Below are 21,256 nucleotides of genomic sequence, written 5' to 3'. Positions count from 1 at the left end.
GGTAAAAGTGAGAGGGCGGGGTGAATCTTCACCCCGCCCTTACTCTCTGCGCGGGTTTACCGTGCGTCACCGCCCCAATCCGCCTATTTCAGCTCGTCCACACGACGCGCCCGCAAAGCCCGAGCGGTCGCCGTCGCGTAATCCACCGCCTGCACCACCCAGGGAATCAGTAGGCGCCAATACATGCGGCGCGGAAGGTTACGCGCCACCGCCGCCCGCTGCAGGGCACCCCAGCGGTCCACGAGCGCCGGGATGGAACGAATCATGAGGGCAATCAGCAACCCCAGGCGCTCGGGTGAAAGACCCATAAAACGCAGGGGCGAGCACAGCCGCACAAAACCGTCAATCAGAACCGGCAGGGGAGTACTCACCAGCAGAGTACGGGAAGCGTAGAAGGCCGTCAGCATGGTCGCGATGGCATCCGCACCGGAAGCGTATTGGCCCGTCAGCACGTAGTAGGCGGCCATAATCAGCAGCAATAGCGCCAGCGTTCGGACCACCAGCCACAGCTGGGAGGCGGACACTCCAGCCCACAGCGCGCACAGCGTGGCCGCGGCCAAAGCCACCAGCGCCACCTGCCAGCCGGTCACCGCCAGCACAATGAACAGCCCAAAGAAAAGCGTTCCCTTGAGCCACAGTGGCGCCCGATGCACCGGCGTGTTCAGCGGCTGGTAGAAACCCACCAGCAGGGTGCCGGGGTTGAAGCCGGACCCCCGGGAGGCGGGGCGAGGATTCACACGGGGGTTCGCGCGCGGCGTGTTAGCGCTCATGCGCGCCTCCCGCTGAATCCGTACCTTCGGCTGCCCCCTCATTCGGGAACCCTTCGGCACACCACAGCCGGTACCGCTGCACCATCTGCGCCGCATCCCCCCGGGCGAGCAGGCACCCGTCGTGAATGATTACGGCTTCATCGCAGGACGCCGCCAAATCCAGATCGTGCGTGCTGAGCACCAGCATCTGGTCCAGGGACTCCAAGTGCTTCAGCAACCGCGCCCGGTTCCGCAGATCCAGCAGGGTAGTCGGCTCATCCAGCAGAAGGATCTGCGGGCCAGCCGCAAGAACGCTGGTGAGGGCCACCAGCTGCTTTTCGCCTCCCGAGAGGGTGAAAACGCTCTGGTTCTCCAGCCGCTCGAGGCCGCGCTCGCGCAGGAGCTCACGAACCCGCTCGCGGCGCTGCTCGCCGTTGAGCGCGGTTCTCTCAACGGCCGCGGCGCGGCGCAGGCTCAGGTCAATATCTTCTGCGACGGTGGGCATGATGAGCTGCGCCTCTGGCTGAGCGAAGAGCATCCCCACGCCCTCGAAAGCGCCCTGCGAGCCGATACCGTTGGAGCCGCGGCTCGGCGCCTGCAGGGTGTCCACGCCGTTGACGCGCACAATGCCCTCGTCCGGGTGGGTGAGCCCGTTAAAAAGCCCCAGCAGGGTCGATTTGCCGCTACCGTTGAGGCCCAGCACCGCGGTGCGCTTCGCGGTGAAGCGCAGGCTCACGCTCTTGAGGATACGGCGATGCCCGCCTTCGGGCAGTTCGGTGAAAACACTCACCGACTCGAGCTCGAGGGCGGGCATGCTAGTGGAGGCGCTATCCGCCTGCTCGCCCTGCACGGTCTGCGGTGTACTCTGGCGCGGGGAGCGGCGGAAAAACATAGCTTCCTCTCGGGTAGTTTGGAGGCGTCTCTAACGCTGGGTGGAAGTCAGGGACGGGAAGGCGCGGCGCACCGACAAACCGACCAGAACCGCGATGACGGACTTCACCAGATCCCAGGGGACGAATACCATTGCCGCGTTGAACGCGGCGATAAAACTCATGTGGGCGTTCACCATCATACCGGCGATGCCGCAGGCGGTCAGAACCACAAAACCGCAGAAGTTCGCAAGCAGAGCCATGAGGAAGGTCGCACCTACCGAGCGGGTGTTGCGGGTAAACAGGTAGGCGAGGGTACCGGCAATAGCGGCGAAGGGCAGGAAGCCGAGCAGGTAGCCGGCACTCGGGGAGGCGAGCGTACCCAAACCGGCGCCGCCCTTAGCGAAGATGGGCAGACCCGCGAAACCAACCAGCAGGTACAGCGCCACGGAGGCGGTGGCACGCTTGCCGCCGAGCACCTGAGCGGTGATGTAAATGCCGAGGGTCTGGAAGGTGAAGGGGACAGCGACGCCGCCCAGGCTGACGGCGGGCATGATGGCGAGCGCGGCGATGAAGCCAGCGAACACTGCGATGAGGGAGAGGTCGGTGGCAAGGGAGGTCTTTGCCGCTACGTTACGGCGCGGTGCCTGGGTTGCCTGCGGTGCCTGGGCTGATTCGCGCACGGAATCGGTCATTGGGGTGGTACTCCTTTGATACGTATTGCTCTGTAGATTTTTCTACAGAGTTGAGGGTGGCGGTGGTTGACTGCTTGTCACAACCCAGTTTTGAACAATGTTCTATGAATGGTGTTCGGTATGTATAGTACACCGCACACCACAAAAACAAAAGGTGCCCCACATGCGCACTCGGCACACCTGCACTAAAATTGATGAGGTGCTCTGCGCGCTCGCCGCTTCTAACCCGGCGAATCCCGCCTACCGAGCACTATCAACCCACACACCAGACCGCCATCCGGAAAGGCACCCATGATTGCTGTACAGAACCTCGAATTGCGTGCAGGCGCGCGCCTGCTCATGGAAGAGGTCACCTTCCGCATTGATAAGGGTGACAAGATTGGTCTCGTGGGCCGTAACGGTGCCGGCAAGACCACTATGACTAAGGTGCTTGCCGGTCTGACCCTGCCCGCTGACGGTACGGTGACCCGCAGCGGCACTATCGGTTACCTTCCGCAGGACCCGAAGGTGGACGACATGAGCCAGCTGGCTCGTGACCGCATCCTTTCGGCGCGTGGCCTGGACGGTGTGGCGCGCAAGATGCGTCAGGCGCAGGAGGACATGGCGAGCGAGGACCCGGCGGTGCGCGCTAAGGGCATGCGCCGTTACGACCGCCTGGAGGCAGAGTTTATTGCCGGTGGCGGCTACGCGGCTGAGTCGGAGGCGGCGGTCATCACCTCCAACCTGGACCTGCCGGAGCGTGTGCTTGCCCAGCCGCTGTCTACTCTGTCGGGTGGTCAGCGTCGCCGCGTGGAGCTGGCGCGCATCCTCTTCTCCAATGCAGACACCATGCTGCTGGACGAGCCGACCAACCACCTGGATGCTGACTCCATCATGTGGCTGCGTGACTTCTTGAAGAACTTCTCGGGCGGCCTGATGGTCATTAGCCACGATGTTGACCTGATGGAGCTGGTCGTCAACCGCGTCTTCTACCTGGACGCGAACCGCTGCGTGATTGACCAGTACAACATGGGCTGGAAGAACTACTTGCTTCAGCGTGAGCAGGATGAGCACCGCCGCAAGCGTGAGCGTGCGAATGCGCAGAAGAAGGCGAATGCTCTGATGGAGCAGGCGAATAAGATGCGCGCGAAGGCGACGAAGGCTGTTGCCGCTCAGCAGATGATTAAGCGTGCTGAGAAGCTTCTGCGCGGCCTGGAGGAGGAGCGTCAGAGCGATAAGGTTGCGGCGATTCGCTTCCCGGATCCGGCGCCGTGCGGTAAGACTCCGCTCTCTGCGCAGGGCCTGTCGAAGTCCTATGGCTCTCTGGAGATTTTCACGGACGTTGATTTGGCGATTGACCGCGGTTCGCGAGTGGTGGTGCTGGGCCTGAACGGTGCCGGTAAGACCACTCTGCTGCGCATGCTGGCTGGTTCCACCGAGCCTGATACGGGTGAGGTTGTGTACGGTCACGGCGCGAAGCTGGGCTATTTTGCGCAGGAACACGAAATTCTTGATGGCGACCGCACTGTCTTTGAGAACATGAAGTCTGCCGCGCCGGATCTGGATGACACCCGCGTGCGCACGATTCTGGGTTCGTTCCTGTTCTCCGGTGATGACGTGGATAAGCCTGCCGGTGTGCTTTCCGGCGGTGAGAAGACCCGTCTGTCCCTGGCGACCCTGGTGGCGTCGAGTGCGAATGTGCTACTGCTCGATGAGCCGACCAACAACCTGGACCCCGCCTCGCGTGAGGAGATTCTGAACGCGTTGAAGGCGTACCAGGGCGCTATCGTGATGGTTTCTCACGATGAGGGTGCCGTGGAGGCGCTCGACCCCGAGCGTGTGCTGCTTCTGCCGGATGCGGTGGAGGACCTATGGTCGAAGGAATACCAGGACCTGATTTCGCTGGCGTAAGCAATATCCGCTGAACATCAAAGCCGACATGAAAGTACGGGGGAGGCTCCGGTACCGTGTGGTGCCGGGGCCTCTTTACGTGTATTGCGCGTTGTTTTATTGTCCGGGGCGTATTGTTTGTGGCGTATTGGCCGGGGTGTATTGTCCAGGGCGTGTTTTTTGTGTTCTGAAAATGTGTTGCGGAGATATTGTCGGTATTTTTCTCGCGAATAGTGCGGAAAAATGTGACCTGACCCGTGGGGTTGTATTGTTTTCTGATCATATGTGGTGTAATTGCGTTCCCGTGCATGTGATTTGTGGGTTCTGACACATAAAACTTGCGGCGTATTTGACGGGAAATAATGTTGCCTTGTGGGTTTTTCTGAGGGAAAGAAAAGCTCTCAGGCGATATTTCGGGGGGTCTGTGTGGGCTTTTTGAATTTTTCATGTGTCTCTACATACATTGTGGGAAAAATGGTAGAAACACAACATACATGGGGCGTAGACTTGTAACTGTTCCCGCCACTGCGAGGACGCAAACGCGAAACATTAGGGCTCACTACCGATGGTGAGCTAGCGCGGGGGAGAAGAGATTCCCGCCCGCTCACGAAGGAGAACTGCCAATGCACAACACTGAGTTCGAGAAGTACCCCACCTCCGGTGAAGAGAACGTTGAGGTTGACGTCTTCTGGCCCATCCAGGACGCTTAATCTCTCACCCCGATAGGTCGGGATAAGGATTAGAAAAGCGCCCCGCCGCTTCCATAGGGAAGTGACGGGGCGCTTTGCTGTCCTCAGTGAGAATTTAGTTATGCGGCGTGAATACCCAGTCCGAACATTTGTAGGGGGTATTCGGTAAAGCCCATCATGGCTGCCGCGTACCAGGCGATGTACCCGGTCAGTGCTAGAACGAGTGCCTTCTCGCGTACGCTGCCGGCATCACCCAGGAGTGGCAGCGCCATGTAGCCGCTCTTTTTCCATAGGGGGGATGCCACCAGGGGCTTGATGACAATGGGGTAGAGGGGCAGCAGGCCGCGGGTTGTCAGCAGGTCGCCAATCAGGTGAATGGTGGCGCCAACTGAAATAGCCCAGGGGAGCAGCGCCAGCGAATCGGTTGTATAGGCTGCGTATCCAAGGGCAACGGCACCGATCCATCCACCCGGTGCGCCGAGCACGCGCAAGGCTAGACCGCCCGAGAATGCGGCAAGAAGCAGTGAAGCCCAGGGGATTCCGTTGTAGCTCAGGTTGGCACTGAAATAGGCAACCGCCCAGAAAGCTATCAGACCCAAAATGGAGTGCGTTCCCTTGCGGTGTCCGCCGCTGACCGCCCCGACAATACGTGCTACCCAGCGTGAAAGGGGTGGGATGGAGTTGGCGATACTGCCGTTGTGGTGGTCAATATCCGGGAGCATGCCCGCACCGGCGCACGCCAGGGTGGTCACGATGAGGGTGGGGGTATCGGGAACCTGCACCACTCCCGTCTCGACGAGCACTAGCCAGCCAGCTGCGGCGCTGACGGTGTGCGAATAGCCCATCATGGGGAGGTGCCTCCTTGAATGTGATTGCCCTGCGAGTGTGGTTGCCTGGGTTCCGGGATGTTCACTCGAACTAATTAGAACAAATATAGCATATATCGAAATTACTTTCGATAGGTGGGGTTATCCCCTCAAGCGGCATCACTTCTCAATCGGCACTACCTCTCAAACGGAAGAGTCTGCTTCCAGAATTCGCGCTCGCGCAGGTAATTCTCCAGCCAGCCCACGTGCTCGGAGCACGCCAACCAAATCTTGCGGCGCTCGGGGGTGTGCACCTTCGGGTTGTTCCAGAGCAGCTGAAATTCTGCCGTCTGCTGGCAGCCCTTGCGGGAGCACTTGGCGTACTCAGGCTGTGCATCCTGAGAAAGTGAACCGAGCAGATCCATGTCTTCTTATCCTTACTATTGCGCCTCGACGTGCGGTGTTATTCCGTGCCCGCGAGACCGGGCAGAAAAGGGGTGCGGGCTGTTCCGCTTCAGCTAGTGTACGCGCCCGATGAGGCATGTAAAAGAAGGGGAGCGGGTGTTCAGTGTTCAAGAGCGGAGTGTAGCCTGCGGCACCTTTGCGCTAAAACGCGGTAAAATAGGGTTTGTCTGTCCATCCGTCCACACCCCAACCGCGTAGCCGCTGCATCGGCTCCGATCGCGAGGGGTCGACTCATCAAGGAAGCTCATGAGCGAGAACACTCCCAAGACCGTGCTGGTCACCGGCGGCAACCGAGGCATCGGCTACGAAATTGCCAAGGAATTCCAGGCAGCAGGACACAATGTCTGCATCACCTACCGTAGCGGTGAAGCCCCCGAAGAATTTTTCGCCGTCAAGGCAGATGTACGCGATGCCGACAGCATTAACGAAGCATTCAAGGAAATTGAAGCAGAGTTCGGCCCCGTGGAGGTGCTGGTCGCCAACGCAGGTATCACCCGCGACATGCTGCTGATGCGCATGAAGGAATCCGACTTCACCGACGTGGTCGACACCAACCTCACCGGTTCTTTCCGCGTGGTTCAGCGCGCCATCAAGGGCATGCTGAAGCTCAAGCGCGGCCGCATCATCCTGGTTTCCTCCGTGGTGGGTCTGTACGGTTCCCCCGGCCAGGTCAACTACTCCGCATCTAAGGCTGCACTGGTCGGTATGGCACGCTCCATCACCCGTGAGCTGGGCGGCCGTAACATCACCGCTAACGTGGTGGCACCGGGCTTCATTAACACCGCAATGACCGAGGTTCTGCCCGAGGAAACCAAGAAGAACTACCTGGCGTCCATCCCCGCTGGTCGTTTCGCGGAGGCAGAAGAGGTCGCTCGCGTGATTCGCTGGCTCGCATCCGATGAGGCTAGCTACATTTCTGGCGCTGTCATCCCCGTTGATGGCGGCCTGGGTATGGGTCACTAACCCCACCCGTACGGACTGCACGAAGCGCCTGAGCGTGGGCGCACCCTTTCTAGACTTTAAGGACATAAAACTATGGCACAGCTGACCGGCAAGACCATTATCATTACCGGCTCCTCCCGCGGTGTTGGCGCAGACACCGCACAGATTCTCGCCGCTGAGGGCGCGAACATTGTGGTGAACTATCGCTCCAAGGCACCGCGCGCGAACAAGATCGTCAAGGCTATTGAAGAGGCTGGCGGCAAGGCAATCGCAGTACAGGCTGACGTGACCAACAATGAGGACCTGCAGAACCTCGTCAACACCGCCGTGGAGACCTTCGGCTCCCTGGACTACCTGATTCTGAACGCTTCGGGCGGCATGGAATCCGGCATGGGCGAAGACTACGCAATGCGCCTGAACCGTGACGCACAGCTGAACCTGGCACGCCTGGCTGCAGAGAAGATGCCCGAAGGCGCACGCATCGTGTTCGTGACCAGCCACCAGGCGCACTTCATCCGCGAGGTTGAGACCATGGACGAGTACAAGCCCGTCGCAGAGTCCAAGCGCGCAGGCGAAGACGCACTGATCGCCGAGATTCCCGCACTTTCCGAGAAGGGTATCTCCCTGGTCGTCGTGTCCGCTGACATGATTGAAGGTACCGTCACCGCAACCCTGCTGAACCGCCTGCACCCCGGCGCTATTGAGCAGCGCCGTGAGACCGCCGGCAAGCTCTACACCGTCAACGAGTTCGCGCAGGAAATCGCGAAGATGGTCACCGCAGACGTTGAGACCGGCCACGTTGAGCTGGTCGGCGGCGCACGCGGCTTCATCGACTAATAACTTCAGCTGCTATAGGTGCCGTCGCGGATGCGCCCGCCCCTCTGACAAGGTACATTTGATGAGGCGCGCCGCCCCTGACGCGGCGGCACCTATAGCCCTAAGGCTTCGCGCGAGGAACCCAATGTGGGGTACCCGCGCACTATGCGCCAACCACTCCGATAACCCGGCACGGGTTGCGGGGTGGGGGCGCATCCCATCCATCTAACTCACTGGAAGAAGAACCATGAGCACCGTACTCAACCTTCAGAATGTCTCCGTGATTCGCGGCGGCCGCCCCATCCTTAACAACGTTTCGTGGACTGTGAACGAAGGTGAACGCTGGGTCGTTCTGGGCCCCAACGGCGCCGGTAAGTCCACTCTGCTTTCGATTGCGGCAGCCCGCCTGCACCCGACCAGCGGCGAGGTTGAAATCCTTGACGAGACCCTCGGCGCTGTTGACGTATTCGACCTGCGCCCGCGCATTGGTCTGTCCTCCGGTGCTTCGGCTACCCAGATTCCCGCCAACGAGAAGGTTTCCGACGTTGTCGTGACCGCAGCGTACGCTGTGTCCGGCCGCTGGAAGGAAGAATACGACGTCATGGACGACGAGCGTGCAACCGAGCTACTGGCTGAATGGGGTGTCGATACCCTCGCTGACCGCACCTTCGGCTCCCTCTCCGACGGCGAGCGCAAGCGTGCACTGATTGCCCGCGCCCTCATGACCGACCCCGAAATGCTGCTGCTGGACGAGCCCGGCGCAGGTATGGACATCTCCGGCCGTGAGGACCTGGTCGAGCGTCTGACCGCACTTGCCGCTGACCCCTACGCACCGGCTACCGTGCTCATCACCCACCACCTCGAGGAAATCCCGGCGGGCTTCACCCACGCTCTGCTGGTCCGTGACGGTGGCGTGGTTGCTGCCGGCCCGATCCTGTCCACCATTACCGAGGCGAACCTCGCCGCAACCTACGACATGGACCTGGCTCTGACCGTCACCTCCGCGGGTCGTTACTCCGCGTTCAAGCGCGCATGAGCCGTGCCCCGAAGCAGCTGAGCGCCGAACAGATCGCTGAGCGTGCCGAGCGTGTCTACGCCATCGAGTCGGTCACGGCTCTGGCGCAGGCACCCGAGCAGGCTTTGCGCTACTACACGCAGCTGACCGATGTGAAGCTCCGTAGCGCCATGGAGCCGCAGTGGGGTATCTACATTGCGGAGTCCTCGAAGGTGATTCGTCGTGCGCTCGCTGCCGGTCATCAGCCCGTTTCTTTCCTGATGAGTGAGAAGTGGGCTGATGATTTGGCGGATGTTCTGTGCGCCCATCCTGACACTCCCGCGTATGTGGGCAGTGAGGAGCAGCTGGAGCAGGTGACCGGTTTTCATCTGCATCGTGGCGCGTTGGCGGCGATGGCTCGTCCGGCGCCGCAGCCTCTGGAGCGGTTGCTGCAGGGTGCCTCTCGCGTGGCGATTTTGGAAGATATTGTGGACCACACGAATGTGGGAGCTATTTTCCGTTCGGCTGCCGCGCTGAACGTGGATGCTGTGCTGGTGACTCCGCGGTGCGCTGATCCGCTGTATCGCCGCTCGATTCGCGTGTCGATGGGTACTGTTTTTCAGGTGCCGTGGGCTCGCTTGGAGTCGTGGCCTGCCGACCTGCAGACCCTGCACGAGCTGGGCTTTAAGAGCGCGGCGTTGGCTTTGGAGGAGGACTCGCTGACCCTGGAGGAGCTGTCTGCTCGCCGAGATGAGAAGCTTGCGCTGATTCTGGGCACGGAGGGGCACGGCCTGTCACCCCGCACCTTGGCGGCGTGTGACGATACGGTGATGATTCCGATGTCGCACGGCGTGGATTCTTTGAATGTTGCGGCGGCGAGTGCCGTGGCGTTCTGGGAGACCCGCCCGCGTTCATAACCTGAGTTCTCACCTGATTCTAAACCCGCGTGAGTGCCTTCTTCGGGTGCCTTGCGGTGTGTGGGTTGGTGCCTGTGAGGGAACGTACTGGGATTTAATCCGTGAAGGTGGTACCCTTAATGGGTTGTGCACGCCCTATGCGGGCACAATGGTGATGCGCTCTGAGATTTTCTCGATAGCTGCACATCGAAAACCTACTCCATCTATATAAGGGCTACTGGCAAAATCCAGTAGCAGAAGAAGGTAATCAATGAAGGCAGAAATCCACCCGGACTACAACCTGGTTCTGTTCCGCGACCTCGCATCCGGCAAGGTCTTCCTGACCCGTTCCACCATGACCTCGGACAAGACCGAGAAGTGGGAAGACGGCAACGAGTACCCGATCGTCGAGGTTGAAATCTCGTCCGAGTCGCACCCGTTCTACACCGGTAAGCAGCGCATCATGGACTCCGCAGGTCGCGTCGAGCGCTTCAACGCACGCTTCGGCAACTTCGGCAAGAAGTAAATCTTCTTTCCCAGTTTTGCTTTTTAGCGAGATCAATGCCCCGTTCTCCTTGGTTTTCAGGGAGGCGGGGCATTGCGCGTTCTATGCGGGTAGCAGAATGGTTCGCGTGAACGTGAGGAAAGTTGTAATGTAAAACCTTTCGTTCACCGGTGCGTAGACCCGCTGACGGCGTTACAATGGGAAAGTATTTTGCGAGCTGTGCATTTTCTGTGCCCTCCAGCGCCGCCCCATATCGGCGGGTTATTTTCCGGCTCTCTGCACTCTAGAGACTTCGCTGGATGCGCTGTGCACCTCGCGTATCACCACCTCAAACAAAGGACAACCTATGAGCGACGCTCACTCTGAACCGTCGCAGAAGAAGAAATGGGTCAAGCGTATTCTGCTGATTCTGCTGATTCTTCTGCTGGTTATTACTCTCGGTATTGGTTTCTTTATCTGGCGTGCTGGCCATACCTGGGATAGCAAGACCGAGAAGTTCGACTCCATCACTAAGGTGGATGAAGATCAGGCCAAAATTAAGGAAAAGCTTGGCGAAGCTAAGCCCCTGAACGTGACGGAGTTGAAGGCTCCAACCGTCACCAACTCGGATACCGGCAAGAACGGTACCAACGCTAACGGCTCCGATGCTGCTGCGGCTCTTGCAGCAAACGCCAGCGAACACGATAAGGATGGCGACGGCATCCTGGATGACGGTTACAGTTACGATGTCGTGAAGGGCCCCGGTAAGAACATCCTGCTGCTCGGTAGTGACACCCGTTCCGGTTCTGAAGCTGCTCAGGTGAGCGGCTCCCGTGCGGACAGCATCATGCTCATGCACATCCCGGCTGACGGCAAGGGCGTGTACCTGGTCTCGATTATGCGTGATACCTGGGTGAACATCCCCGGCTACGGTTCGGCAAAGATTAACGCGGCGCTGAACTACGGTGGTATTTCTCTGCAGGTGGCAACCGTTGAGAACCTGCTGGGCATCAAGATTGATCACGTGGCTGAGATTGAGTTCGAGGGCTTCAAGGCTCTGGTGAATTCTGTTGGTGGCGTGGACGTTCAGGTCCCCTTCAACTTTGATATCAACATTTGGTCCTTCAAGCAGGGTATGCAGCACATGGACGGCGGCGCGGCACTTGCCTTCGTGCGTGCTCGTTACCAGTTCGCTGATGGTGACTACCAGCGTGTTCGTAACCAGCGTGCGTTCCTGCGCGGCCTGTACAACACGATGAAGGCGAAGGGCGCGTTGAGCAACGTGGGTTCGTTCCAGTCTGCTGTTGAGTCCATCGCTGGTTACATGCGTGTGGACTCCGGTCTGGATGCTGCACAGATTGCTCAGATTGCGGCTCCGGTGCTGACCAGTGGTGACACCACGATGCGCATGACTACCCTGCCGAACGCGGGTCCGGGTTGGTCTTACGACGGTCAGTCGATTGTTATCGTGAACCAGGCTGCGAACGCTAACCTGTCCTATGCTTTGCAACATGACAGCATGGATCAGTTCATGGCAACTTATGGTCAGGACTAAGATCTGACTCCTTACGGGGGTGAAAGCTGATGAGGCTTTCACCCCCGCTGGTTTTAATCGGCTCTCCACGCGTAGCTCATGATGCTCAGGATGGTAGGCACACAAAAGGGGCGGCTACCTCACCGTGATGGTGGGGTAGCCGCCCCTTTTGTATCTTTGCGTTGTATCTTTACGCTCTGTCGTGGAGGAGTTTATGCCTTCGAGTCTACTTCTTCAGCCTCGTCGGTCTCTTCGTATTCTTCCTCGTACTCGTCGTATTCTTCGTAGTCCTCGTAGTAGGGCTGGCGACCAAAGTAGAAGGCAACTGCCGCGACAGCGCCGCCCAGAATCGCGATGAGGATGCCGAGCATAGGGGTCCACAGCATCGAGATTAGGCCGGCGACCAGAACTGCGAGGCCTGCACCCTTAACCAGGTTCAGAAGACGCTCGCGCTCGGAGGGCTCGTAGTATTCCTCTTCCTCAATGCTGTACTCGATAACCGGCTTCTCTGCGGCGGGTTCACTGCGGGTCGGCTCGGGGGCGGAGGAACCACCGGTCAGGGAGCTCATGAAACCGCGACGCTTCTTCGGCGCCTGCTGTGCGGAGGACTCCAGGTAGTGGCGTTCGCCTTCGGTGGGCACGAATGCCGGGGGCACCTCGTAGTCTTCACCAACGGGCAGTAGAGCCGGAACGTTGTTGGGCAGGGTCTCGTACCATTCCTGCGGAATATCGGCAGGGCGTGCAGCCTGAACGGTCAGGGACAGCTCGAGGGTGTTACCGCGAATAGTGCCCCATGCGCTGGTGAGGCGGTCGTTCTCGAACGCGTAGCGAATCACGGGTGCGAGCTGCTCAGACATCTGGGTGCTCAGGCGGCCCACGAGCTTACGGTCGTGGCGCACCTCCACGCTGTCAACAACGCGGCCGTCGGAGGTCTTGAGCTGGTTCGCTTCCAGGGTCAGGATCACGCGGCCTTCACCGCTGGGCGGCAGGATGCTGTGCAGGTATTCGGAGTGTTCCTTCTCGTCGAGCACCTTCATGGACGGGCCCTGGGGCAGCAGGGTTGCGCGGGTCGGTGCGTCGTTGAGGGGGAAGAGAGAACCGGGTGCGGACAGGGAGAGCACACCGGTGCTCTTCACGTGCATGCTGCCGCCTTCAGCGCGTACGGCAACAGCGGAGAGCTGCAGATGCGCGATAGGTTCGTAGCCGGAGGCGACCACGCGGGTAATGGAATCCCAGTACGCGGCGGAGTCCTCCACGCTCATGCGGCCTACCTTGAATTCGTCAATGTAGACGGCGATGCTATTGGGCTCGTAGGGGTTATCCGGTTCGGGAACCAGGCGCGCTTCACCGTACCAGATCCGTTCACGGTCGATGTGCAGTTCCTCGAAAATTTGGAGGGTTTCTGCTTCGTAGTAATCATCGGTGACGATGTCAACGCTACCGCGGTCACCGAGTGCGTAATCGACCACTGAAAACTCCTTCTGATATGTCTAAGCGAGCGGATACCTAGTCTATTCTCTCATGCTTTCAGAGCGGACAGCTCACAAAAACGGGTGACATTTATCTGTCTTTTAGCACCGGGTGCATATAGTTTTGTGCCCTGGTGAAACTGCCCCGGTAATAAGTGCCCTTGTCAGTATGTGAACCACTGTATGAGGGAAATATTTAGACGGCATACCGCCGCTATGAATTCTATAGATGAGCCAGAAAAAGACCACCGCCCGGCGCGTCCCGGTACGTTACCGGGGGCGTGCCGAACGGCAGTCTCTCAAAGAGGCTAGAGAATCTAGCGGGGGAGAGCGGAACCTAGTCTAGATACCGGCTCACACCCCGCCACAAGCCCTCAAACCATGCAGCTTAGTCCTGCAGGGAGGCGTTGAACTTCTGAGCCACAATCGAACGGTGGCCGTGATCCTGAGCCTCCAGAACCAGACGACGCAGAGCCGAAGGAGCCTCGGGGTTCGCCTCCAGCCACTTCTGAGCCAGCGCAACGGAGGGGTTACCCTCAACGCCCAGACCCTCGGTGGAGCCGGTGTTGTACGGAGCCTTCGGGTACAGGCCACGCACAATGCGGGTCGCCATACCAATCGAACGGGACGCCCAAATGGGCAGCAGAGCCTCAAAGTAGGAGTCGTAGTAGGACTCACGCAGCTCAACCGGACCGCGAGCAAAACCGTTAATGGTCGAAGCCAGAGCGTCGTTCGACAGCGACTCGTCTTCCATGATGGTCTTGTACGCGGCAGCCTTACGCTCGGCGTTCGGCAGAGCGGCCATTGCGTACGCGTAACCGTTCGAGGAAATCGAGGAGGGGCTGTACTTGGAGGCACGCTCCAGCTCCTCAACGGTCACCAGGTTGCGGCTTGCGAGCGCACCCAGTGCACTCCAACCCAGGTTCTGGTCGTAAGGAATGCCGGTTGCGTCAGCAATATCGCCGGTGGTGTCTTCGAAAGCACCGCGGGCAATATCGCGGCAGAGCTCTTCACCCTTGGTCGCGTTGGTGGAGACCGAAATCAGGGCGCGCAGCAGAATCAGCTGCTCGTCGGAGCCGGGCTTAGCCTGCGCCAGTGCGGCTGCGAATGCGTCGTAGAGGGCGTCGTAGAGGCGCTCGCGGCCGGTGGGTGCGGAGAAGGTTGCGATAGCGACCTGTGCGTTGTTGACCATGGTGCCCAGCAGGGATGCGCTCGGTTCCTTGGAGACGTTGCGGACGACTGCGTCGACGTAGGTGGTGACGGGCAGGCGTGCATCGCGCACGTTCTCCCAGAGGGAGCCCCAAATGAGGCCGCGGGAGAGTGCGGATTCGAGGGTGGAGACACCTTCGATAGCTGCCTGCAGGCCGTCTTCGTCGGTCAGGGCAACCTTGGCGTAGGTGTGGTCTTCTGCGTTGAGCATGAGCAGGTCTGCTTCGCCAACGAGCTTCTTCTGCTCGTCGGTGAGCTCCACACGGTACTCGGAGACGGGCTCTGCCGGGTACTCGAGGGAGAGCAGGCCGGTGGAGACGAGCTTGCCGTCGGTCAGCGCGAAGGTTTCCAGCTTTGCCACGTGGGGGCGGCCCAGACCTGCGGGCTGCTGTGCGGGCAGTTCCTGGGTGAGGACCAGGTTGGTGAGCTGACCGTCTTCGCCGTAGACGCGCTTGGTGCCCAGTGCGGACACGCCGGAGGTCTGCAGCCATGCGTTAGCCCATGCCTGCATGTCGCGGCCGGATACCTCGTTGAGTACCTGCAGGAAGTCGTTCAGGGAGGTGTTGCCCCACTCGAAGCGCTTGAAGTACACGCGTGCTGCCTCGATGAAGGTGTCGAAGCCGACGTAGGCGACCAGCTGCTTGAGCACGGATGCGCCCTTTGCATAGGTGATGCCGTCGAAGTTCTGCGATGCTGCTTCCAGGTGAGGGATGTCAGCGACGATGGGGTGGGTGGTGGGCAGCTGGTCCTGCATGTATGCCCATGCCTTGCGGTTGTTCGCGAAGGTGACCCAGGCGTCGTTGAAGTTGTTGGCTTCCTTGGCGCCGAGGGTGCCCATGAAGTCTGCGAAGGATTCCTTGAGCCACAGGTCGTCCCACCACTTCATGGTGACGAGGTCGCCGAACCACATGTGTGCCATTTCGTGGCAGATGGTGTTGGTGCGGCCTTCGAGGTCGTCCTCGGTTGCGCCGGAGACGAAGATGTAGTCTTCGGTGAAGGTGACCAGGCCGGGGTTCTCCATTGCGCCGATGTTGTATTCGGGCACGAATGCCTGCTCGTACTTGGGGTACGGGTAGGGGTAGTCGAAGAGGTCCTGGAAGAAGTCCAGGCCGTTTTCGGTGACCTTGAAGATGTGGTCGTAGTCGAAGTGCGGCTTGAGGGACTGGCGGCAGTAGACAACCAGGGGGATGTCACCGTTGTTGACCTTGCTCTTGGGCTTGTAGGTGGTGGTTGCGGTGAAGTATTCGCCGGCAACGATTGCGGTGATGTAGGTGGAGATCTTTGCGGTGGGGGAGAAGACTCGCTTGGTGATGGAGTCGTCGGTGGGGTCTACGACCTGGGATTCGAGTACGCCGTTGGAGCTGACGACCCAGTCCTTGGGTGCGGTGATGCGGAAGTTGAAGACTGCCTTCAGGTCGGGCTGCTCGAAGTTCGGGAAGACTCGGCGGCAGTCGGAGGGCTCGTACTGGGTGTACAGGTAGATGCGACCATCGGAGGGGTCGAAGTAGCGGTGCATACCTTCGCCGGAGCGGGAGTAGTAGGAGCGACCGTGGATGGTGAGCACGTTTTCTGCCTGCAGGTTGGGCAGGGTGATGCGTGCGCCGTTGACGACATCGGCCAGGGTCAGTTCGGTGCCGTTGAGCTTAACGGAGTCGACGCTGTGGTGGATGTAGTCGATGAAGGTTTCTGCACCGGGGGTGTCGCAGGAGAATCGGACGGTGGTGACGGTGGGGTAGGACTCGAATTCGGGGTCCTTGGCGTTAGTCAGGTCAACATGCACGTCGTAGGTGTCGACACTGATGAGAGCCGAACGTTCTGCGGCTTCTTCGCGGGAGAGGTTCTCATTATTCATGCTCTTTATTCTAGTCGTTATGACCGCAAATATGGCAGTTGAGTGGGCGTGCCGGTCATATTACTCAAGGTGCGAGAAGATTACCCGGGGTGTGGGGAACTAACCAACCTCGAATATGTGATGCAGAACATACTCTTTCGATTTGCGGAGTATCCAGAAAGCCCGTATAGTATTACGTGTTGCTTCGAACGGCACCGAAAGGAAAACGTTCGAAAGTCACCTGCGCGGGTGGCGGAATAGGCAGACGCGCTAGCTTGAGGTGCTAGTCCTCGTATTAGAGGGTGGGGGTTCAAGTCCCCCCTCGCGCACAGATAATCCCCGGTTCTTCGGAACCGGGGATTTTTGTATGCTCGGTTTTGTATTCCCGGTTTTGTGCACCCGGTAAAAAGCGTACAAAAAAGTAGTGGGGTGGGGCTCCTCGAAAGGAACCTCACCCCACACTAGCTACGCTAAGGAAGCTAGAAGAGTAGCTGCATCAGCTGAAACTGAATTACTCAGCACTCAGAGAGATTACTCAGCCAGACGCTCCGGGTCGGTGGTGACCAGAATCTTCACAGCGGTCTCGTTGTGGTTGATCAGGGTGTCGAAGCCCTTGTCAATCAGGTCTTCCACAGCGATCTTGCCGGTGATGAAGGGCTTGAGGTCAATCTTGCCGGACTCAACGAGCTTGATGGTCTCCGGGTGGGAGTTCACGTATGCGATGGTGCCGCGGATATCGAGCTCCTTGAGCACAACCTTCTGAACATCCAGGGAAGCGGGCTTGCCCCAAATGGAGACGATGACGACCTTACCGGTGGGCTTGAGAGCATCCAGAATCAGGTCCAGTGCGGGCTGAACGGAGGTGCACTCGAACGCGATATCAGCGCCACGGCCGTCGGTCAGCTTGTGAATCTCAGCCAGAACGTCAACCTCTGCGGGGGAGAAAGCGTAGTCAGCAACGCCGGAGTCCAGAGCCTTCTGGCGGCGCAGCGGGGACAGCTCAGAGATGATAACCTTAGCGCCCTTAGCCTTCAGAACTGCGGAGGTCAGCAGACCGATGGGGCCAGCACCGGTCACCAGTGCGAATGCGCCCTCTTCGAACTCGCCTGCACGCTCAACAGCGTGGTAGCCAACGCTCAGGGGCTCAATCAGTGCAGCCTCGTCCAGGGGAATGTTGTTAGGAATCTTGTGAACCCAGCGACGCTTGACAGCAACCTTCTCGGACAGACCGCCACCGCGACCTGCCAGACCAATGAAGTTCATGTCCTTAGACAGGTGGTAGTCCTTGGAGTCGGGGCCGGTGTAGACGTCATCACGAATGATGTAGGGCTCGACGACAACGTGGTCGCCAACCTCAAGGTCGTCTACGCCTTCGCCCAGTGCCTCAACAACACCGGAGAATTCGTGACCGAGGGTGACGGGGGAGTCCTCGCCAGAAATGGGGTGGGGGTGACCGTGCTGGGGGCAGAAGATGGGGCCGTCCAGGTATTCGTGCAGGTCGGTACCGCAAATGCCGCACCAGGCGACCTTAATCAGAACCTCGCCCGCAGCTGCTTCGGGTGCGGGGATGTCTTCAATGCGGATGTCGTTACGGTCGTAGAAGCGTGCTGCCTTCATGGGATTGGAGCTCCTTAGCGTGGTTGTGGCGCTCACTGCGGTGTGTGCTTGCCGGTACGGTTCGCGTCCTTGGGTCTGTCACTGTATTGACAGAGGCCCAAACGACATGGTTTGGACCGGTTGTGAACTGTCCTGCCGGCATTCGCATCGCTAGCGCCGGATGGTGACGGGTGCGGCTGGATTGTCGCTCCCATGTGCTTAACGCTACTCCTATAAATCAAAGATTCCTAGGATATATACAAAATTTCTTTTATGTGACAGATATTTCTTTTTGGGTGTTTTCGACTCCATCACGCCCGAGCATCTAGCGCCCGGCGAGCGCAGACGGTAGCGTAGAAGCATGACTGACGCGAACGCACAGGGCACCGCCGCCCACACCCAGCCTACTTCTGACAGTTCCGGTCGAACGGCACCGAACCGACCCGCCGCAACAACCCGCCACTACGACGCACCCGACGCTGATTGCGTGCGCGGTAGCGAGTACTCCGAAATCCTCGCCCTCGAAACCGAGCAGCGTAAGCGTGCCGCTGAGCACCGCCGCAAGCACGGGCACAAGCACCCCGACCATGCGCATCCCGAGCAGGAACGTAGTCACGGCAAGCATCACGGGCACCGCCTCGACGAAGACAGCGGGCTGGCGCATATTCGCCGCGACCTCGCCGAATCCGTAGCCACGCGCGCGGACTCCCTGACCGCAATTCTCAAGGCGATTCACGCGCACCCTGAGACTGCCTACGAGGAGTATTTTGCCTCCCGCACGCTCGTTGATGCGGTCCGCGAAGCCTACCCGAACCTCAGGATCGAGTACCCCGCCTTCGGTCTGGATACCGCGTTCAAAGTGGAGCTCACCAGTGCCGACTACGACCCCGCCACACACCGCACCATCGCGATTCTCTCCGAATATGACGCGCTGCCGGGCATCGGTCACGGCTGCGGCCACAACGTCATCGCGGTATCCGGGCTGGGCGCTTTCCTTGCCCTGGCGGATGCGCTCGCTACCGGCCCCGAGGCGTTCAGCGGCAGGATCCTCTACTACGGCACGCCCGCCGAGGAATCCGACGCCGGTAAGGAGCTGATGGCACGCGCCGGCGCGTTCGAGCAGGTGGATGCCGCCATCATGGTGCACCCCTACTTTATGGATGTGGCTGATCAGGCGTGGTTGGGTCGCCGTGAATGTCGCGTGACCTATACGGGCGTGAGCGCGCACGCTTCCTCGCACCCGTTTATGGGTCGTAACGCACTGGATGCGGCGAATTTGGCGTATCAGGGCCTGGGGTTGTTGCGTCAGCAGATTCCTGGTTCTGACCGTATTCACGCGATTATTGACCACGGCGGGGACGCCCCGAATCTGATTCCTGCCTCCGCGAGCCTGCATATTAATATCCGTTCTAAGTACGCGCCGACTTTGCGTGCGCTGTCGCGACGGGTTGAGGAGGTGCTGCGCGGTGCGGCGCTCATGGCTGGCGTGAGTGCGGAGGTGACGTGGGATTCTTCGCCGATGACCATGCCGGTGCGTACGAACCGTCCGCTGTTGAAGCGTTGGGTTTCGGCTCAGCGTTCGGTGGGTCGCCACCCGTACCCGCCCGGAACGGTCAGTGACACCCTGGCGGCTTCTACTGATTTCGGTAATGTGAGCCTGCGCGTGCCCGGTATTCACCCGCTGATTCAGATTGCGCCCGAGGGTACCGGTATGCACACGGTGGAGTTCGCGCACTGTGCTGACACTCCGGCGGCGGTGGATGCTGCTCTGGATGCGGCGTTCGGTCTGGCGTCTGTGGCTTTGGACTTCCTGGTCGACGACGAGCTGGCGGATGCGGTTCGTGCTGATTTTGAGGCTTCCGGCGGCGCCGTGGATGTGGAGGGCTACTTTAGCGGCATGTGAGCTTGCTCAAAAGGTCAGAACGTCATTATTTGGTTTTGTGAGTGAAAAACACCCCTCATAGCCCATAAAGTCACCAGCACCCATCGAAAAAAGCAAAATAACCCAACACAAAACGCAAAATCTGCGGCATAATAGAACATAACGAAGCAAGCTCACCGGGGAAGGACGCCCGCCCAAGGAAATTCAACCCCGAGGCACACACCCGCTTCCTTATAGACCACGCGAGAATCCTCTCGCACCACACGGATAACTCTCACGAAAAGAGGGCATACAGCAATGAACGGTGTCAACAACCCCACCAAGCTCGGCGTCATCGGTGCAGGCGGCGTCGGTAGCGCAACCGCATACGCAGCTATGGTCCGCGGCTCCGCAGACGAAATCGTCCTGTACGACATCGACGGCAAGCGCGCACACGCTGAAGCACTGGACATCGCACACGGTGCAATGTTCGCACACGAAGCAACCGTAACCGGTGGCGACGACATCGAGCTGTTGCGCGACTGCGACATGGTCATCATCACCGCTGGTGCTCGCCAGAAGCCGGGTCAGCCCCGCCTCGAACTGGCAGGCGCAAACGTCGCAATCCTCGAGAAGCTGCTGCCGAACATTCTGTCCGTAGCACCCAACGCGATTATCATGCTCGTCACCAACCCCTGTGACGTTCTCACCGTTGTGGCCCAGAAGATTACCGGCCTGCCCGCAAACCGCGTGCTGTCCTCCGGTACCGTTCTGGACTCCTCCCGCCTGCGTTGGCTGATTGCTAACAAGGCTGGCGTCTCCATCAAGAGCGTTCACGCAAACGTTGTTGGCGAGCACGGCGACTCCGAGTTCCCCGTCTGGTCCGCAGCAAACATCGGTATGGTTCCCCTGACCGAGTGGGAGCAGGACGGCAAGCCTGTCTTCACCGAAGAGGTCCGTGCAGAGCTCGCAACCGAAGCTATGCGCGCAGCATACAAGGTTATCGAGGGCAAGGGTTCCACCAACTACGCAATCGGTATCTCCGGCGCACGTATCGCTGAGGCATTCCTCGGCGGCCAGAACGCAGTGCTGCCCGTCTCCACCACCATTGCAGGCGAGCTGTACGGTTTCAAGGACGTTGCACTGTCCCTGCCCACCATCGTGAACCGTCAGGGCATCCAGCGCGTGCTCGAGGTTCCCATGAACGAGGCTGAGCTGGCACAGCTGAAGGCATCCGCTGAGGCAATCCGCGCATCCGCAGCTTCCCTGGGCTTCTAAAAACCCGGCTTCTCATTCTCTCGGGCTCAACCCGCAAGAAGCAAACATTCAGTAGGCGCAGCGTCAAGCTGAGCTAACCGACAGAAGAACCCGCCGCACCCGGCACCTGCTCCCTTGAGGAGTGGGGGAGCTGGGGACGGCGGGTTCGCTGTGTCTGTAAGGTCTTCTATGCGGGGGTACGGGCTGGGTGCGTGCCATGTGTGC

Annotated in this window: 17 protein-coding genes and 1 tRNA gene; 10 read left to right on the top strand and 8 right to left on the bottom strand. The window is 59.7% G+C overall.

Annotated features, from left to right (window positions below):
* Positions 1–83 precede the first annotated feature (83 nt).
* The 3 genes from HMPREF2879_RS08125 to HMPREF2879_RS08115 are packed head-to-tail and all read right to left on the bottom strand — an operon-like array spanning position 84 to position 2,313.
* Positions 84–770: an energy-coupling factor transporter transmembrane component T family protein gene (locus HMPREF2879_RS08125; protein ID WP_049346992.1), complete on the bottom strand. Its 687-nt coding sequence runs from the start codon at positions 768–770 to the stop codon at positions 84–86.
* On the bottom strand, positions 760–1,641 hold the full coding sequence (locus HMPREF2879_RS08120) for an energy-coupling factor ABC transporter ATP-binding protein (protein ID WP_049334157.1): 882 nt from the start codon (positions 1,639–1,641) through the stop codon (positions 760–762). Before HMPREF2879_RS08120 ends, HMPREF2879_RS08125 begins: the two co-directional genes overlap by 11 nt.
* A gap of 30 nt (positions 1,642–1,671) precedes the next feature.
* A complete protein-coding gene (locus HMPREF2879_RS08115) occupies positions 1,672–2,313 on the bottom strand; it encodes a biotin transporter BioY (RefSeq protein WP_070635240.1) in 642 nt (213 codons plus the stop codon).
* Between the two features lie 291 nt (positions 2,314–2,604).
* Here HMPREF2879_RS08115 and HMPREF2879_RS08110 point away from each other — a divergent pair, with 291 nt between their 5' ends.
* Positions 2,605–4,203, top strand: a complete 1,599-nt coding sequence (locus HMPREF2879_RS08110) for an ABC-F family ATP-binding cassette domain-containing protein (protein ID WP_070635238.1) — start codon at positions 2,605–2,607, stop codon at positions 4,201–4,203.
* A 787-nt stretch (positions 4,204–4,990) separates the two neighbouring features.
* On the opposite strand, the gene HMPREF2879_RS08105 is transcribed toward HMPREF2879_RS08110, so the two are convergent.
* Together HMPREF2879_RS08105 and HMPREF2879_RS08100 are read right to left on the bottom strand one after the other, a co-directional pair.
* Complete coding sequence (locus HMPREF2879_RS08105; protein ID WP_012903565.1) at positions 4,991–5,719, bottom strand: metal-dependent hydrolase; 729 nt, start codon at positions 5,717–5,719, stop codon at positions 4,991–4,993.
* A gap of 155 nt (positions 5,720–5,874) precedes the next feature.
* The gene (locus tag HMPREF2879_RS08100) at positions 5,875–6,102 is read right to left on the bottom strand and encodes a hypothetical protein (protein WP_012903564.1); all 228 of its coding nucleotides are present in this window, start codon (positions 6,100–6,102) and stop codon (positions 5,875–5,877) included.
* A gap of 286 nt (positions 6,103–6,388) precedes the next feature.
* Here HMPREF2879_RS08100 and HMPREF2879_RS08095 point away from each other — a divergent pair, with 286 nt between their 5' ends.
* From HMPREF2879_RS08095 to HMPREF2879_RS08070, 6 genes are all read left to right on the top strand, one after another.
* Complete coding sequence (locus HMPREF2879_RS08095; protein ID WP_005509097.1) at positions 6,389–7,105, top strand: beta-ketoacyl-ACP reductase; 717 nt, start codon at positions 6,389–6,391, stop codon at positions 7,103–7,105.
* A gap of 72 nt (positions 7,106–7,177) precedes the next feature.
* On the top strand, positions 7,178–7,921 hold the full coding sequence (locus tag HMPREF2879_RS08090; protein WP_012903562.1) for an SDR family oxidoreductase: 744 nt from the start codon (positions 7,178–7,180) through the stop codon (positions 7,919–7,921).
* 226 nt (positions 7,922–8,147) lie between these two features.
* Positions 8,148–8,936 (top strand): ABC transporter ATP-binding protein, encoded by a 789-nt coding sequence (locus tag HMPREF2879_RS08085; RefSeq protein WP_005506071.1) that lies wholly within the window; start codon positions 8,148–8,150, stop codon positions 8,934–8,936.
* Positions 8,933–9,811, top strand: coding sequence for a TrmH family RNA methyltransferase (locus HMPREF2879_RS08080; RefSeq protein WP_049358336.1), 879 nt, complete (start codon positions 8,933–8,935; stop codon positions 9,809–9,811). The genes HMPREF2879_RS08085 and HMPREF2879_RS08080 overlap by 4 nt, the downstream gene beginning before the upstream one ends.
* Positions 9,812–10,061: 250 nt before the next feature.
* Positions 10,062–10,316 (top strand): type B 50S ribosomal protein L31, encoded by a 255-nt coding sequence (locus tag HMPREF2879_RS08075; RefSeq protein ID WP_005506069.1) that lies wholly within the window; start codon positions 10,062–10,064, stop codon positions 10,314–10,316.
* A gap of 325 nt (positions 10,317–10,641) precedes the next feature.
* On the top strand, positions 10,642–11,829 hold the full coding sequence (locus HMPREF2879_RS08070) for an LCP family protein (RefSeq protein WP_049358335.1): 1,188 nt from the start codon (positions 10,642–10,644) through the stop codon (positions 11,827–11,829).
* Positions 11,830–12,020: 191 nt separating this feature from the next.
* On the opposite strand, the gene HMPREF2879_RS08065 is transcribed toward HMPREF2879_RS08070, so the two are convergent.
* A complete protein-coding gene (locus HMPREF2879_RS08065; protein WP_049362196.1) occupies positions 12,021–13,277 on the bottom strand; it encodes an HIRAN domain-containing protein in 1,257 nt (418 codons plus the stop codon).
* A 388-nt stretch (positions 13,278–13,665) separates the two neighbouring features.
* A complete protein-coding gene (gene pepN / locus HMPREF2879_RS08060; RefSeq protein ID WP_070635236.1) occupies positions 13,666–16,338 on the bottom strand; it encodes an aminopeptidase N in 2,673 nt (890 codons plus the stop codon).
* 222 nt (positions 16,339–16,560) lie between these two features.
* Between pepN and HMPREF2879_RS08055 the strand changes: the two genes are divergently transcribed.
* Positions 16,561–16,646: transfer RNA gene (locus HMPREF2879_RS08055), tRNA-Leu, on the top strand.
* A gap of 202 nt (positions 16,647–16,848) precedes the next feature.
* Here the strand turns inward: HMPREF2879_RS08055 and HMPREF2879_RS08050 are convergent.
* Positions 16,849–17,934, bottom strand: coding sequence for a 2,3-butanediol dehydrogenase (locus HMPREF2879_RS08050; protein ID WP_049362194.1), 1,086 nt, complete (start codon positions 17,932–17,934; stop codon positions 16,849–16,851).
* Positions 17,935–18,274: 340 nt separating this feature from the next.
* Between HMPREF2879_RS08050 and HMPREF2879_RS08045 the strand changes: the two genes are divergently transcribed.
* Together HMPREF2879_RS08045 and HMPREF2879_RS08040 are read left to right on the top strand one after the other, a co-directional pair.
* The gene (locus HMPREF2879_RS08045) at positions 18,275–19,816 is read left to right on the top strand and encodes an amidohydrolase (RefSeq protein ID WP_070635235.1); all 1,542 of its coding nucleotides are present in this window, start codon (positions 18,275–18,277) and stop codon (positions 19,814–19,816) included.
* 276 nt (positions 19,817–20,092) lie between these two features.
* A complete protein-coding gene (locus tag HMPREF2879_RS08040; protein ID WP_070635232.1) occupies positions 20,093–21,052 on the top strand; it encodes an L-lactate dehydrogenase in 960 nt (319 codons plus the stop codon).
* Positions 21,053–21,256: the final 204 nt, after the last annotated feature.

Origin of the sequence: Rothia sp. HMSC069C04 (assembly GCF_001812895.1) — a bacterium.
Taxonomy (GTDB): domain Bacteria; phylum Actinomycetota; class Actinomycetes; order Actinomycetales; family Micrococcaceae; genus Rothia.
The sequence above is the reverse complement of the archived record's forward strand: the minus strand, read 5'-3'. Positions and strand labels throughout refer to the sequence as shown.